We start from the raw sequence: 16,865 nt of genomic DNA on the forward strand, positions 1-16,865 counted from the left end.
AGCCATTTCAAAACTAAAAATAAATAAAACCTCTTCACTAAAATCTGAATTACTTTTATCTGGAATAACTCAACTTATTTCAGTAATTATCAGCTACAACATGAATATAAAAAAACAACATACTTTCTTTAAGAAGATTAGTTTCTTAAAGCCTATCTATAGTGTTTAAAATTTCCAATTAAATATCCTAAAGCTACTTTAGCCTAAATTCTTTTAATAGTTTTGCAATGGGCTATTACATATTTATATAATTGTATATAGACTCTCTTGAGTAATCACTTGTTATTAAGCAATCTTGTATTATTTTGCATATCATTCCAAATTATATCATATTCATTTCCATATTTCAACAAAACGCGCTAATTTAATCCTATTGGTAACTTTGTGTATTCTCTGTATAGTTACCTTCGTTTATATATATGTGGAATCTTTTCTTAATTCAAACTCATATAATAATTAAAAAATTATAAAAAACTACCTACTAGTAAAGATCTCTTCTCCTAGCAGGTAGTTACTTTAATTATTATGCTGATTTTTTCTTCTTAATCATATATCCGCCTAATGCAATTGCCATAATTCCCATAGTTGCAAATGCATCTGAGGTTAATGGAGCACCAGTTTGAGGTAATTTGCTTGGATTGCTTGGTTTACTTGGATTATTAGTATTTGGAGTTGATGGCTTATTTTCTTCTTCTGGAACATTAGGTTCTGTTGGTTTTTCTTCTGTAGGCTTATCTACAGTTGTATCTTCTCCTGCTACTAATACATTAAAATCTACTTCAGGGACACCATTTTTGTTCCAATCTTCAGCCATTGCATCTCTCATAACTACATTTGTGTTAACTGCATTTATAGCATTAGAGAAATCATATTTATCTCCACCTGTTAACATAAAGTCATTTATTGCTACAGAATAATATTTATCCATATCAATTTTAGTTCCATCATTTAGTCTTATAGATGAAACTTTGCCATCTTCTGGATTATACCAAACCTTTATACCTGCATATTGACCCCATGCAAATCCCTCTGTATTAATTCCATGTTCTATGATGCCATATAGGTCTGAACCCTTAACATCAAGAGTTACTATAGTATTATCAAAAGGAAGAATTTCGTACATATCACCAATAGTGACATCTCCTTGTTCTAGACTTCTTCTAATTCCACCACCATTAGTTACAGCTATCTCAGTTCCTACTATTTTTCTCATAGTTTCTGCTACAGTTACACCAAGTGGAGTTACTGCAGTGTTTTTATCATCATGACTTAAACGCTCTTTAAGTGAAGCTACCTTTTGTCCTAATATTTCACTTAAACCTGAATTCATATCATTTACTTCCTTTAATACATTTTCATCTACTGGAATGGTAGCCTCTTTACCTAAAAACACATCCACACTAGGCTCTACGTCTATAAGTTTGTTACTATGATCAAAGGTAAATGTAAGCTTAGCTAAGGCTCTACCATTATATCCACCTTCTACTACTGGTACTCCATTTACCTCGCCTGAAACTACAGAATGGTTATGACCTGCAATTACAGCATCTACACCTTCAACTTTTGCTATATCAGCAGCTTCCCCAGTTATTTCTTTTGTATTACTATCTTGATACGCTCCGGCATGCCCTATAACTACTACAACATCAACCTTTTCTGTTTCCCTAAGTACTTTGTTCCACTTAGCAACAGTATCTACTGGATCTAAGAAATCTACATCTTTTACATTTTCAGCTAAAGTAGAAGTTACTGTTTCTGGAGTAGAAATTCCTATTAACCCTATTTTTACTCCATTTCTTTCAACTACTTTATATGGTTGCGCATAGCTTACTCTTTCTTCAGTACCTTTTTTAACTATATTGGCAGCTAAGAAGGAGAATCCACCTTCTTTTGACCAAGCATTTATATTATTAATGCCCCAGTCAAATTCATGATTACCTATAGCCGATGCTTCAAGTCCCATAGCTTTTAGCATAGCTGTTACTGGTTTACCAGTGGTAAGATTAGAAATTGCTGTCCCTTGATATAAATCTCCTGCTGATACTGGTATAACACCATATTCAGTAGTAGCTTTAGCTTTATATTCATTTACAACTCCTACTAATTTTGCAGCTCCAATGTTTTTACCAGACTCTAATACATTGCCATGGAAATCATTAAAACTTATAATGTCAACTACCTTGTTAACCTTACTTAAATTAGTATCCTCTAGTAATTGTGTCTCTCTACTGTTTTCGTCACTAGCTACAGCTTGGCTATTATTTGTTTTATCATTATCTTCTGCATATGCCTCAGTAATATTTATTGGCATTACTAAGGTTGCAAATAAAAATAATGACATTATAAACGCCGTAAGTCTTTTTTTCTCTTTCATACCCTTTCCCCCTAATTATAATTTAATAGGAACATAGTTAACTATATTCCTTATACCTTATATTGTATTACCCATTATTTTACTTTTCAATAGTTTTGTGCCTTACTTGTAAATTATTCCATTGAAAAATAATTTAATTACAAATTTAAAATAAAATTCAATAGGATTTTAACCATAAACTATTTAAATATGAAGTTATAAAACTATGTTCCTATTTAAATATATACCTATAAACCTATTTAAATATTTACCTAGTTAACTAGTTGTTGTGCTCATGCGGGTTTCATGACATTAGGTTACTTAAACTATAAAATTAAATGTATATTTAATTTTATATTGTGCTATATATGTATATTAAAAAAATATAAAAACGTCTCTTAAAAAGAGACGTTTTCTAATATTATTTAACTTCTTACTTCTTCATTATTTCTAAATTGACTATTATAAAGTTTCTCGTAAAAACCACCCTTTATCATTAACTCTTCATGAGTTCCTTGCTCTATAATATTACCTTCATCTATAACTAAAATTAAATCCGCACTACGGATAGTTGAAAGTCTGTGGGCAATAACAAAGCTTGTTCTTCCCTTCATTATATTCTTCATAGCTTTTTGAAGTAATAGCTCTAGTCTAGTATCTACAGAGCTTGTTGCCTCATCTAATATCAATATGGCAGGATCTGATATTATAGCTCTAGCAATAGTTAACAACTGCTTTTCACCTTGAGATATATTAGATGCTTCTTCATTAAGAAACATGTTATACCCATCAGGGAGAGTCTTTATAAAGTGGTGTACATTAGCTATCTTAGCAGCTTCTATTATTTCCTCTTTCGTAGCATCAAATCTACCATACTTTATATTATCGTAAATTGTACCATTATACAGCCATGTATCTTGAAGAACCATTCCAAATATTGACCGTAGCTCTTCCCTCTTCATGTCTCTAATGTCTACTCCATCTACCTTTATAGCTCCCTCTTTGATATCATAAAATCTCATAAGTAAGTTTATAAGAGTAGTTTTACCTGCTCCTGTAGGACCTACAATGGCTACCATTTGCCCACTCTTTACCTCTGCACTTAAGTCTTTTATTAATGGCTTGTCGTCACTATACCCAAACTTAACATGTTCAAAGGTAACATTACCACGTGGATTTTCTAATTTTATTGAATCTTCTTTATCTGAAATTTCTTCCTCCTCATTTAATATTTCAAATACACGATCAACTGCTGCAAAAGCTGATTGTATAGCTGAGGATAATTGAGTTACCTGAGAAAGAGGTTGATTTATCTGCCATATATAACGAATAAATGCTTGTAGATTTCCAACAGTAATGGCACCTGCTATGGCATTAATTGCACCTAATACTCCAATGGCTGCAATTCCTAAATAACTTACTAGAGAAACTAGGGGTGACATTATACTTGATATAAATTGAGCTTTAAATCCAGTACTACAAAGTTCTTGATTTATATCTCCAAATTCTCTTATAACATCATCTTGCTTTCCATATAATTTTATCTCATTAAAGCCAGTATACATCTCCTGAACCTTACCATTTAGGTTTCCTAGAGCCTTTTGTTGCTTATAAAACAGTTTCTGTGATCTTCCAACTATAACTCTAGATATCATATAGCTTATAGGTATTATAAGTATAGCTACTAATGCCATCTTTACATTTATTGTAAACATCATTATTAATGCAAAAGTTAATGAAAGAACTGCATTAACTACTTGAACAAAACTTTGCTGTAATGCATTAGATATAGTATCTATATCATTAGTAATACGACTTAATACATCTCCATAGCTATTTTTATCAAAGTAACTCACTGGTAATTTTCTAATTTTACCTTGAACAGTATTTCTTAAATCCCTCATGGTATTTTGAATTGCATTAGTTAACATGAAGCTAGCTGCATATGTTGATGCTGTACCTCCTACATATACAAAGGCTAAAACTATTAAAATTTTTATTATATAATAAAAGTTTACTGAAGCTCCTACTACTCCTTTAGCCATATCAAAGGCATCCTTGGTAAGCTGAGTTATAATTAACCCTTCTGTCATGGGAGCTAGAGCAGTAAAAATCGCTGCTATAATTACAAATATTATGGCCCCTATAAAAGGCCATTTATAGGGTTTCACAAAGGGAGAAATTTTACTTACTGTATTTTTAATCTTCTTCATTATGCCAACTCCTCCTTTGTTAATTGTGATGATGCAATCTCTTTATATATATCGCAATTTTTCAGTAACTCTCTATGAGTTCCTATTCCAACTACTTCCCCTTCATTTAATACTATAATTTTATCAGCATCCATAATAGAGCTTATTCTTTGAGCAACTATCAATACTACAGCCTCTTTAGTTTCATTTTTAAGCTTAGCTCTAAGAGTAGCATCTGTTTTGAAATCTAAGGCAGAAAAGCTATCATCGAAAATATATATTGCAGGCCTTCTTATTATAGCTCTGGCAATAGATATTCTTTGCTTTTGCCCTCCAGATACATTGCCTCCCCCTTCACTTATTAACTCCTCAAACTTCTTAGGTTTTTTAATTATAAAGTCATAGGCTTGGGCCACCTTTGAAGAATATTCAACCTCTTCTAAAGTAGCTTTGTTTTTACCAAACCTAATATTTGTATCTATACTTCCTGTAAACAACCTAGTCTTTTGAGGTATGAATCCAATTTTTTTACGTAAAGTCTTTAAATCATATTCTCTAATATCTATGCCATCTATCTTTATACATCCTTCAGTAACATCATAAAATCTAGGAATTAGGTTTATTAGTGTACTCTTTCCACTACCAGTACTTCCTATAAACGCAATAGTTTCTCCCTTTTTAGCTGTAAAGGAAATATCTTTAAGCACAGGTACTTCTCCATCTGGATAAGTAAAGGTAACTTTATTAAATTCTACAGTTCCTTCATTATTACTTTTCTTGATTCCATTCTCAGGATTCTTGATAATAGGTTCAGCATCTAATAGCTCTTGTATTCTATTAGATGAAACTTGTGCTTTGGGATACATAACAAATACAGTTGAAAATAACATAAGTGAAAACATAGCATGGAATAAGTACTCTATAAAAGCAACTAATTGTCCTACTTGAAGAGTTCCCACATTTATCATGCTACTAGAAATCCAGAATATAGCTATGATTGCTAAATTAAGCACTAAGAAAAAGCTTGGCTGAGATATAGACATAAGCTTGAAAATCTTCTTTGAAATCTCAGTATAGTCCTTATTAGTTTCAGCAAATCTTTCTCTTTCATGATCATCATTACCGAAAGCTCTTATTACCCTTATTCCTGTCAAATTTTCTCTAGATATTCTGTTTAACTTATCTAAATTTTTCTGTTGAATCTCTGACCACGGATGGGAAATTTTAGCTATTATAAATACACCAATAATTATAAATGGTAATGTAACAGCTAATATACTTGATAAGGATGAACTTGTTTTAAGTATCATCACTAAGCTTACTATAAACATTACTGGTGTAATCAACGCTAATCTCAGTAATATATTTATAAATTGCATTACTTGAAATGCATCGTTGGTAGTTCTAGTAATCATTGATGATATACCAAATCTATCATATTCACTATGAGAAAACTCTTGTGATTTCTTAAATATATCATTCCTTATATCTCTAGTCACATTTGTAGATATTTTAGATGAACAATATCCTAACAATATTGTCCCTAAAACCCCTATTATAGATATAACTACAATTATAAGTCCCATTGTTTTTATATATTCTATATCACCATTAGCTATTCCCTTGTCGATAACTTTAGCCATAATAGTTGGTATTCCAAGTTCAACTAAAGCAAAGCCAAATACTGATATTATATTAATCATAAGAAGCATTTTATAATTTTTTAAGTATTTTAAAATTAATTTCATTTTATAATTCCTCCTTTGTAAATATTTTTTAATACTAATAATATAAATTAATAATTTAATTATCTGTTCTATAATTAACTTTAATTATTTACCACTATTAGAACATAATACCCACAGCTTAACTATGAAGTCAATGGAATTTATAACCGTGAATACAATTACATAAAGAATTATTAATATTTATTATTTTATTTCCTCTATGTGTGTTGCAACTTTCCCCTTTTTAATATCTTCTAAAATTTTTCACCATTTAATACCACATCAAAACACATCTTCCTCGTTCTCAATTTTAATTATTTCTGCATCGGTATTTTCTTCTATAAAATTTATTATATTTTCCATGGTAGAATGGACCTGAGCTGATGTTCCACAAACTCCTGCAATACCTATAACTAATGTTTGATGTATATCTTGTTCATCAACTTCGCCAACAGAAATATTAAACTTATTTCTTAGTCTTTGCATTAAACTCTTTATCACCATTCTCTTCTCCTTTAAAGAATGTACCCATGAGGCTCTTAGTGTCACACGCATTATTAATATTTTCATTATATTATCACTCCATTAATTTAATATTTTATATTAATTTCTCCAGTTTCAATAATGTTATGTTCTTACATGGTAAACCCATTGATATTACTGTAATTAAGGCTCCTAGAGCAAATCTAATCAATTACCTCCAATGTACCCTATTATTCTAATTTTATCACAATATTCCTATATATATCCTTCGTTGCTCTTCTTTTACATACATCCTATAATGATAAGGGGATTTTTTTATCTTAAGGTATATATAAACTTAGTTTTAAATTAAAAACTTTAGATTAAAATCTATAATTATATCATTTGAGGAGGTAAACTATTATGAACTCTGAAACTATCACTAAAAGGGATAATAAGATTAAAGATAGTTCTATCACTGATATGACCATTGGAAACCCTTTTAAAATTTTATGGACTTTTTCTCTTCCCATGTTACTTAGTTCACTTTTTCAACAACTTTATAATATTGTAGATAGTATTGTAGCAGGAAAATTTATAGGAGTAAATGCTTTAGCTGCTGTAGGTGCTTCTTATCCTATAACTGCACTATTCATAGCTGTGGCTGTAGGTTCTAGTATGGGATGCTCTGTAGTAGTTGCACAAATCTTTGGTTCAAAAAAGTATACTACTATGAAATCTGCAATTTCAACAGCTATAATATCTCTAACCAGTCTTAGTATTATTTTAACTATCTTGGGTAGTATTTTTTGTAAGCCTCTTATGAGACTTCTTCATACTCCAGAAAATATATTTTCTGATTCTGCCCTTTATTTACAAATATACATAAGTGGTATTATATTTTTATTTTTATATAATACTGCCACTGCCATATTTAACGGTTTGGGAGATTCCAAAACACCTTTATGTCTTTTAATTTTCTCTTCTATATTTAATATTATTTTAGACCTAGTGTTTGTTATAACTTTTAAAATGGGTGTATCTGGAGTTGCTTGGGCTACTTTTATTGCTCAAGGTCTTTCTTCTATACTAGCTATAGTGTGCCTTATTATGAGATTACGTAAAATTGAAGTCACTGAAAAGTATCCTTACTTTAGTAGTTACATTTTAAAACGTATAAGTAGAATTGCCATACCAAGTATAATGCAACAATCCTTTATATCTATAGGTCAAATTTGTGTACAAGGTCTAGTTAATAGTTACGGAGCCATAGTCGTAGCAGGATATTCTGCTGCCTTTAGAGTTCATACCATTGCTCTTACTTCTATGAGTACTATGTCTAGTGCACTATCTAGCTTCACTGCCCAAAACATTGGTGCAAAGAAAATTTCCCGGGTGAAAGAAGGATATAAAGCTGCAGTAGCTATAACCTTAAGTATATGTGGTGGAATTCTTATTCTATTTTTAATCTTTGCTCCAAAATTAATTGGATTGTTTGTAGATTCTAGTGAGAGTATAAATGTAATTAATGTGGGTACTGAGTTTCTAAGAACCCTAGCACCTTTTTATTTAGTAGTAGGTCTTAAGATGGTATGTGATGGTGTTCTCCGTGGAGCTGGAGCTATGAAAGACTTTATGTTTGCCACCTTTTCTGATTTAATACTAAGAGTAGCCCTTTCCTTCATTTTAGCTTCAATAATAGGATATTCTGGTATCTGGTGGGCTTTTCCTCTTGGTTGGATAATAGGAACTGCTTTATCTGTATACTTTTATTATAAGGGTACTTGGAAACCTTCAATTAATTAAATATATAATTATATTTAGGCTATGTTTTACTTAATAATTAATTTATAATTAAAGTAATGCATAGCTTAATTTTTAAAATGGAGATACATAAATGAAAATAGTACAAATTTATAAAAATCAAATTATAAAATTCTTTAAAACCGAGACTATATTAGTAATAGCTATAACTTTAGCTATTCTCTCTTCCTTTATAGCTATACCCAAGATAGAGTATATAGATTTTAAGGTTTTATTTTTATTGCTAAATTTAATGATTATTGTGGCAGCCTTTAAAGATTTAAAGATATTAGACTTCATTGCAGTGTCTATATTAAATAAATGTACAAGCTACACATCATTATGTTTTTCCCTAATATTTATAACCTTTTTCTCCTCAATGTTAGTAACTAATGATGTAGCTCTACTTACCTTTGTACCGTTAACTATAATAATTAGTAAAAAGATTAAGGTTAATCCATTAAAACTAGTAATTTTTCAAACTTTAGCTGCCAACTTAGGTAGTAGTCTAACCCCTATGGGAAATCCACAGAATCTTTTTATTTATTCCTTTTATAATCTAACTCCTGTGGACTTTTTTAGGATAACTCTACCTTTAGTTATAATTGCTATTATATTTTTAACTATATTAATTATAAATAATAAAGAAAATATTGAGGTTCCTAGTCTAGATAATATTTCCGGATTCAACACAAAAGGTATTATTATTTTTACTATTTTATTTATTATAGCTATTTTATCTGTATTTAGATTTATAGATTATAGAATTTCCATGGGGGTAACCTTGATATTAACCTTGATAATCAATAAAAATCTATTAAAGGAAGTGGATTACTCCTTACTTATTACTTTTATAGGTTTCTTCATATTTATAGGCAATATTTCCTCTCTAGGTGTTGTAAAAAGCTTTTTATCACAAATACTAAATAGAGCTAATAATACTTACTTTGCATCTATTCTGCTGAGTCAAGGTATAAGTAATGTACCTGCTACAATGCTCATTGCAAACTTCACAAATTATTATAAAGAGCTTTTACTAGGGGTTAATATTGGAGGAATGGGCACAATAATTGCATCTATGGCAAGTGTTATATCCTTTAAACTATATGTGAAGGAATTTAAATCCTATAGTGGTAAGTTTTTAAAGAAATTTACCTTCTACAATATTTTAGGACTTTTTATATTTATTCCTATTATTAAATTGTTATAGTTGTTATAATTTGAATAACTATGGTAAATCATGTAGAATAGTACTAAATATTTAAAATCCTACAATAAACTAAGGATTATAAGGAGGTATACTAATGTTAAGTGATAATTTATTAAAAAATCTTAATGACCAAGTAAACTTTGAATTTTATTCATCTTACACTTATTTAGCTATGGCAGCCTATGCTGAATCTGTTGATTTAAGTGGAACAGCTAATTTCTTTAGAGTTCAAGCTCAAGAGGAATTATTCCATGCAATGAAACTTTATGACTATATTTTTCAAAAAAATGGTGTTGTTGAATTAGATAAAATTGATAAACCAGAGAGCAAATATGAAAGTATAATAGATGTATTTGAAACTGGTTATAAACATGAACAACTAGTTACAAGTAGAATTTATAAGTTAGCAGATATTGCTTCCGAAGAAAAAGAACATGCAACTATAAGCTTACTTAGATGGTTCATAGATGAGCAGGTTGAAGAAGAAAACACCTTCAACACTCTTCTTAAAAAGATTAAAAGAGCTGAAGATAATCCAGCAGCTTTATATATGTTAGATGAAGAACTTGCTACAAGAGTTTTCACTCCACCAACTACTGCTTAATGTGAAAATCAATTACTCATTATAATATTAAGTGAGTATAATGACAATGCAAAAGACTTACTTAGTGATAAAACATTAAGTAAGTCTTTTATAATATATATAAATTTTTTATAGGCAATTTATTTTGCTACAAATTAAGTAGATGTTATTACTTTAATTTTACTAGTAATTGTCCTGTCTTTACTTGTTGTCCTTCTGATACAAGGATTGAGTCAATAGTACCATCCATAGAAGCTACTATATTAGTTTCCATTTTCATTGCTTCTATTGTCAGTAAGCTTTCTCCCTCTTTAACTTGTTGTCCTTTTTCTACTAAGACTTTAATTATAGTTCCAGGAATACTTGCTCCAATCTCTAGCTTATCCTCAGCATTAGCCATCTTTATAGAGCTATCACTACCATTACTCTTTAAAGCACTTGCTGTTTTATCTTTAATTTTAATTTCTCTTCTATTTCCATTAATTTCAAAGGCTAGAGTTCTATATCCTTCTGAATCTAATTTACCTATTTCTATAAATTGAACTATAAGGGTCTTTCCTTCTGCAACTTCAACTTCACATGTTTCACCCTCTGCAAGTCCATGGAAGAATACATCACTACCCATACGACTTACATCACCATATTCTGAAACAAATTTTAAGAAATCTTCAAATACTTCAGGATATAAAGCATAACTTATAACATCTTTTTTAGATGGAGTATATTTATATTTATCCTTTAGATATTCTTCAATTTTATCAAAGTCTTCAGGTGGTAATAATTCTCCTGGTCTATCAGTTATAGCCTTTTCACCCTTTAAAACTATCCTTTGTAGTTCCTCTGGGAATCCACCTTCTGGTTGACCCATCATCCCTTTGAAATAAGATACTGCCGAATCTGGGAAAGCCATATTTTTTCCTTTTTCACAGATATTTTCAGAGTTTAACCCATTTTGAACCATGAAAATAGCCATGTCCCCTACCATTTTTGAAGAAGGTGTAACTTTTATTATATCCCCTACCATATTATTTACCTCTTTGTACATAGATTTAACTTCTTCAAATCTATGACCAAGTCCAAAACTTTCTACCTGAGGTTTTAAGTTTGAATATTGTCCCCCTGGAATCTCATATTTATAAATTTCTGCTCTACCTGACTTAAGGCCTGATTCAAACTGTTCATATACTGGTCTTACAGCATCCCAATAATTTGATAACTTTTGAATTTCACTTACATTTATGCCAGTATCTCTGTCTGTATTTTCAAGTGCTGCTACAACAGAGTTTAGAGCTGGTTGGCTAGTTAAACCAGACATACTATTAAAGGTTGTATCTACAATATCTACTCCAGCATCTGCTGCCATAAGCACAGTTGCTACACCATTTCCAGTAGTGTCATGGGTATGTAAATGAATAGGTATTGAAATCTCATTTTTCAATGCTTTAATAAGTTTTTTAGCTGCATAAGGTTTAAGCAATGCAGACATATCCTTTATAGCAAGTATATGAGCTCCCATTTTTTCTATTTCTTTAGCCTTATTTACATAGTATTCAAGACTATATTTATCTCTAGTTACATCTAAAATATCTCCAGTATAGCATAGAGCAACTTCTGCTAATTTCCCACAATTTAAAACTTCATCAAGAGAAGTCTCTATACCCTTTAACCAGTTAAGTGAGTCAAAAATTCTAAATATGTCTATACCACTCTTTGAAGATTCTCTTATAAATTCTCTTATTACGTTATCTGGATAATTTTTATATCCTACTCCATTAGCTCCTCTTATTAGCATCTGAAACATAACATTAGGAATTCTTTTTCTTAATTCTTCAAGTCTTTCCCATGGAGATTCTTTTAAGAATCTGTAAGCCGTATCAAAGGTAGCTCCACCCCACATCTCAAGAGAAAATAAATCTCTTCCATAGGCTGAGGTCGCCTTTGCAATGTTGAACATATCTCTACTTCTCACTCTTGTAGCCATTAAGGATTGCTGTGCATCCCTCATAGTAGTATCAGTAATTAATAGTTTTTTCTGATTCTTGATCCAATTTACAACACCCTCTGGACCTTGTTCATCTAATATTTTCTTAGTACCTTGTATGCCTTCTAAAGAGTCTACAACTGGAATAACTGGTACATCAAATTCTCTCTTATTTCCCTTAGTTTCATTTACTATTTTTTCTCCAATGATTTTTAAAACCTTATATTCTTCATCAGTTCTAGGTTTTATATCAAATAATTGAGGATTATCTGCTATAAAATTAGTATCACATTGTCCTCTTCTAAAGGTTTCATTATTTAATACATTTATCAGAAAATCTATATTTGTCTTAACTCCAGTAATATTTAACTCTTTAATGGAACGTATGGATTTTCTAATTGTATCTTCAAAGGTTCTAGAATAAGCTGTTGTTTTTACAAGTAAACTATCATAATAAGGACTAATTACAGCACCACTAAATCCATTTCCTCCATCTAGTCTTATCCCAAATCCTGAACCTGTTCTATAAACATCTATTTTCCCTGTATCTGGGGCAAAACTATTAGAAGGATCTTCTGTAGTTACCCTACATTGGATTGCAAAACCTCTAGGTTTTACATCTTCTTGTGAACAGATTCCTATTTCCTTAGAATCTAAACTATATCCCTGTGCTATTAAAATTTGACTTTGAACGATATCTATTCCTGTAGTCATTTCGCTAACAGTATGTTCTACTTGTATTCTTGGATTCATCTCAATAAAATAGTGATTGCCATGTATATCTACTAAGAACTCTAAAGTTCCGGCACTTATGTATCCTACGGATTTTGCAATCTTTAAAGCATCTTCACAGATAACTTGTCTTTTTTCTTCACTTAGAGATACTGCTGGGCTAAATTCAATAACCTTTTGATGTCTTCTTTGTATTGAACAATCTCTTTCATAAAGGTGAACTATATTACCATGCTTATCTCCAAGAACTTGAATCTCAATATGTTTAGGTCCTTCTAGATATTTTTCTATAAATATATCATCTATTCCAAAAGCCTTTTTTGCCTCATTTTTAGCACTTTTAAAAGACTCCAGAAGTTCTTCTTCTTTTCTTACTATCCTCATGCCTCTTCCACCACCACCGGCAGCAGCCTTTAGCATGATTGGATATCCACATTCTTTTGCAAATTTAATTGCTTCCGTCTCTGAAGTAATTGGTTTTTCTACTCCTGGTATTACAGGTACACCAACTTCTTTTGCTACAATTTTTGATTTTATTTTATCCCCTAATCTATCCATCATTTCTGCTCTAGGTCCTATAAATTCTATTCCTGCCTCTTTACACTTTCTAGCGAATTCAGGATTTTCAGATAGGAATCCATAACCTGGATGAATGGCATCTACACGCTTTTTTAATGCAAGATTAATAATTTCATCAATATTTAAATAAGCGTCAACAGGGCTTTTATTCTTTCCAATCTGATAGGCTTCATGAGCCTTTGTTCTGAAAAGAGAAAGCTTATCCTCCTCAGAATATATAGCAACAGTTCTTATTCCAAGCTCGTGACAAGCTCTAAATATTCTTATTGCAATTTCTCCTCTATTTGCTACTAATACTCTTTTGAATTTTTTCTTAGTCATATAAAAAACACCACCATCTTTTATTATTTTCAACTAAAAACTTTATAAATTTATGCAATATATAATCTTTAGTTTATGCAAAATATATTTTTTTAACAAAAATAATTGGACTCCAATAACATGTTTTTAATTATATCACACACTTTTTATAAAGTATAGCATTTTTACAAAATTATTATGTACAACTGAAATTTAATATTTTTATACTTGCAAATATAATCACTTGAATAAAAAAACGATTTAAAATAATTCTATTCGAACCATTTTAAATCATCTTAAAACCCTTGTGTTTAGCTATTTTTCTTGAAATTCATTATATATTATCATACATTTTTAATTTTACAAGATAATATTTTATGAATTTATATTCTTTAAATATTTTATTTGTGTTAAATTAATTTATTGTATTTTTATTTAATATTAACTAATTTATTGTATAAACCACCTATAATATATTAATTAATTCCATTTTTAGTAATAAAATATATAAAAATTTATGATGCTAATTAACATTTATCATTTTATATAATTCATTTTCTTCCTTGGTAATCCTTGTCTCTATAGCTTTTAATATACACTTAGTTTCTTCAACAAATCCCATTAAATTAGCTTCAATTTTATTCTTAGTATTAAATTTATTTTTATAACTAGTGAATACTTGTGAAATTTCACCCATTTCATTCATATATAAATTAGCCATTTTCTTAAGTGATAAATCTTTACCATTAATCAAGGTTGGATATAAAAATTTATCCTCTGATGTTAAGTGAATTTGTAATTTCCCTGCGAGTTTATTTATATGGCTTGCTGCTTCCATTGCATTTAATGCCATAACATTTTTATTTATCATTTCTTTTATTAGCCTTATTTCATCTGATATGTCTCCGTGTTGTCTCATTAAATTATTTAAATTCATGGTAATACCCCCTACTGATTTACTACCTTTATTATAAACAAAATGTAGCAGAAGTTATGTACCATTTGTTACAACCTTTATCATATATCCTCTATTTTAATTAATATTAGAAAAGGTCATATCAAAATAATCTATTAATCTTAAATTAATATAAGATTTAATATATTTTGATATAACCTCATTTTTAATTTATACCTGTTTTCATATAATTTTTACAATGTTCTGCTACTTCATTTGCAGCAATCATTGCACTTTTTATTGCTCCTTGTATCCATCCATGTTCCTGTGAAATATGTTCACCTGCAAAATATACTCTATTATCATATTCAGGCTGGCTAGAAGCATAGGCAAATAGCCTTTTTTGGCCAGGCATATAATAGCAAACAGCTCCAAAAAATCCTTGTTCATTATCCCATTGTATGGTTTTACTATCTAATACTATATCATCAAGATATCCTTCTTTAAGTCCTTGGACATGCTCTACTTGTGTTTTTATCCATTCTAACCTAGTTATAGGTTCTAAATTACCAAGACGCATTGCATCTCTAGATAGATTGTAGGATGCTAAAAGAACCCCAGCACCTCCATAACTTTTATACTCTCTTCTCACAGAAGGTATTACCTGGCTTTCCAAATCGGCAATATTGTACTCAATATTATAAGACGGGTACCATATACTTCCTATTGGTAAGTCTGTATAAGAGGCGCCACCTATTATTTCTTTACTAGGTCCCCCTTCTTCCCAAAATTTCTCCTTACACATAAAGAGAGTTTTTTGTCCTGCTATATAATTAACTTCTTTGATTGCCTGCATTTTTTCTGTACTAAACATAGGATACACAGTTACATTTCGAAGACTAGAAAAAGGAATAGTACATACTACAAAATCAAAACTTTGACGACTAGTAGTGATTTCACCTTCACTACTATATTCCAAAATAACATTATTGTCTTCATTATTTCTATATATCCCTTTTACTCTAGTTCCATTATTCCAAGTTATCTTACCTAACTGATTCTCTGAAATATTTTTGTATTCCTTTGGATTTAGCGACTTCAACGAACGATATATACCAAGGGGTAAATTAACCATTCCTCCATCAATTTGGTACCTAAAAGCATCATCTACAGCATACTGTTCTTGGAGACTTTCTATATAACTATTATCATAGAGCCATCCAGAAAATGTAACAATAGATGATAACATTTCTATAGCACCTTCACTTAATCCCCGTTCTTCAAGTTCTCTTCTTATGCTTAAGCTGTCAAAGTATTCAATTTCTGGAGAGTACCTTTTTTTATTTTGTAATATCTCTCTTCTTATATCTGGACTAATTTGAAGTAAGCTAGCTCCTAATCCATAACTTACAAGTTTTTGCCAAGGTTCTTTTCTTTCCCATGGTGCTAAATTAAATTCAGGATATATTTTCTCCATTACACTTATCCCATATGGATCATTGATAGCTCTTTTATTTCTCACATAAATAAAGGCATTATCATTATTTTGAATAAAAGGTGTTGTTTTTAATTTAAATAGATTTATATACTTCCATGTAGCTTCATGACTTATAGGTATTCTCATAGCCCCAAGCTCACCATAAAATCTTTTATTATCATCAAAATAGTAAGTATAAATTCTTCCTCCTATACGTTCCTTTTGCTGTTCGAATATAGTTATGTCAAAACCCAATTTCCTAAGCTCAAAAGCAGCAGATAAACCTGCGATTCCTCCACCTATTATACCTACATTAATCCCCTTGCATCCACCTGGTGGTAATATGGTTGTAATTTCCTTTGGAGGGCTAAGTAGTTCAATTAAATTATCATAGTCTTCTATTCGACCTACTTCTTCTAAAGCAAGTCTCAGCATCATATGTCTTTCTTCATCTGTAGGATTACTTGGCTGCACAACTTTAACTTCCCTAGCCAAATAGTTTCAACTCCTTTTAGTTCTATAGTAATTATAATATTCTACTTCACTAAAAAGAGTTCTATGGTTTAATTAT

Annotated in this window: 10 protein-coding genes; 3 read left to right on the forward strand and 7 right to left on the reverse strand. The window is 30.2% G+C overall.

The features are described 5' to 3' along the window. Positions 1–523: 523 nt before the first annotated feature. From IO99_RS05435 to IO99_RS05450, 4 genes are all read right to left on the reverse strand, one after another. A complete protein-coding gene (locus IO99_RS05435; protein ID WP_051823946.1) occupies positions 524–2,374 on the reverse strand; it encodes a 5'-nucleotidase C-terminal domain-containing protein in 1,851 nt (616 codons plus the stop codon). Positions 2,375–2,778: 404 nt separating this feature from the next. Beyond that, the gene (locus IO99_RS05440; RefSeq protein ID WP_035131173.1) at positions 2,779–4,566 is read right to left on the reverse strand and encodes an ABC transporter ATP-binding protein; all 1,788 of its coding nucleotides are present in this window, start codon (positions 4,564–4,566) and stop codon (positions 2,779–2,781) included. Further along, positions 4,566–6,293 (reverse strand): ABC transporter ATP-binding protein, encoded by a 1,728-nt coding sequence (locus IO99_RS05445; RefSeq protein ID WP_035131175.1) that lies wholly within the window; start codon positions 6,291–6,293, stop codon positions 4,566–4,568. Before IO99_RS05445 ends, IO99_RS05440 begins: the two co-directional genes overlap by 1 nt. 261 nt (positions 6,294–6,554) lie before the next feature. Further along, complete coding sequence (locus IO99_RS05450) at positions 6,555–6,842, reverse strand: DUF503 domain-containing protein (protein ID WP_035131176.1); 288 nt, start codon at positions 6,840–6,842, stop codon at positions 6,555–6,557. Positions 6,843–7,157: 315 nt separating this feature from the next. Here IO99_RS05450 and IO99_RS05455 point away from each other — a divergent pair, with 315 nt between their 5' ends. The 3 genes from IO99_RS05455 (at position 7,158) to IO99_RS05465 (ending at position 10,351) form a co-directional block, all read left to right on the forward strand. Beyond that, the gene (locus IO99_RS05455; RefSeq protein WP_051823947.1) at positions 7,158–8,540 is read left to right on the forward strand and encodes an MATE family efflux transporter; all 1,383 of its coding nucleotides are present in this window, start codon (positions 7,158–7,160) and stop codon (positions 8,538–8,540) included. Positions 8,541–8,631: 91 nt separating this feature from the next. After that, positions 8,632–9,747, forward strand: coding sequence for an SLC13 family permease (locus tag IO99_RS05460; protein WP_035131178.1), 1,116 nt, complete (start codon positions 8,632–8,634; stop codon positions 9,745–9,747). 94 nt (positions 9,748–9,841) lie between these two features. Then, on the forward strand, positions 9,842–10,351 hold the full coding sequence (locus IO99_RS05465) for a ferritin (RefSeq protein ID WP_035131180.1): 510 nt from the start codon (positions 9,842–9,844) through the stop codon (positions 10,349–10,351). 148 nt (positions 10,352–10,499) lie between these two features. Here IO99_RS05465 and IO99_RS05470 read toward each other — a convergent pair whose 3' ends face one another. The 3 genes from IO99_RS05470 to IO99_RS05480 all read right to left on the reverse strand — a co-directional run bounded on the left by IO99_RS05470 (position 10,500) and on the right by IO99_RS05480 (position 16,789). Beyond that, a complete protein-coding gene (locus IO99_RS05470; protein WP_035131182.1) occupies positions 10,500–13,943 on the reverse strand; it encodes a pyruvate carboxylase in 3,444 nt (1,147 codons plus the stop codon). Between the two features lie 502 nt (positions 13,944–14,445). Continuing rightward, positions 14,446–14,859, reverse strand: a complete 414-nt coding sequence (locus IO99_RS05475) for a hemerythrin domain-containing protein (RefSeq protein ID WP_035131184.1) — start codon at positions 14,857–14,859, stop codon at positions 14,446–14,448. Positions 14,860–15,043: 184 nt separating this feature from the next. Further along, the gene (locus IO99_RS05480; protein ID WP_035131186.1) at positions 15,044–16,789 is read right to left on the reverse strand and encodes a flavin monoamine oxidase family protein; all 1,746 of its coding nucleotides are present in this window, start codon (positions 16,787–16,789) and stop codon (positions 15,044–15,046) included. Positions 16,790–16,865: the final 76 nt, after the last annotated feature.

The organism is Clostridium sulfidigenes (assembly GCF_000732635.1).
In the GTDB taxonomy this organism is placed as follows: Bacteria; Bacillota; Clostridia; order Clostridiales; family Clostridiaceae; genus Clostridium_J; species Clostridium_J sulfidigenes.

Bases quoted from the DNA above. Each gene is read 5' to 3' on its own strand.
- IO99_RS05450 (WP_035131176.1), bottom strand. From the start codon at position 6,842: ATGAAAATATTAATAATGCGTGTGACACTAAGAGCCTCATGGGTACAT.
- IO99_RS05445 (WP_035131175.1), bottom strand. From the start codon at position 6,293: ATGAAATTAATTTTAAAATACTTAAAAAATTATAAAATGCTTCTTATG.
- IO99_RS05465 (WP_035131180.1), top strand. From the start codon at position 9,842: ATGTTAAGTGATAATTTATTAAAAAATCTTAATGACCAAGTAAACTTT.
- IO99_RS05455 (WP_051823947.1), top strand. From the start codon at position 7,158: ATGAACTCTGAAACTATCACTAAAAGGGATAATAAGATTAAAGATAGT.
- IO99_RS05475 (WP_035131184.1), bottom strand. From the start codon at position 14,859: ATGAATTTAAATAATTTAATGAGACAACACGGAGACATATCAGATGAA.
- IO99_RS05435 (WP_051823946.1), bottom strand. From the start codon at position 2,374: ATGAAAGAGAAAAAAAGACTTACGGCGTTTATAATGTCATTATTTTTA.
- IO99_RS05470 (WP_035131182.1), bottom strand. From the start codon at position 13,943: ATGACTAAGAAAAAATTCAAAAGAGTATTAGTAGCAAATAGAGGAGAA.
- IO99_RS05460 (WP_035131178.1), top strand. From the start codon at position 8,632: ATGAAAATAGTACAAATTTATAAAAATCAAATTATAAAATTCTTTAAA.
- IO99_RS05440 (WP_035131173.1), bottom strand. From the start codon at position 4,566: ATGAAGAAGATTAAAAATACAGTAAGTAAAATTTCTCCCTTTGTGAAA.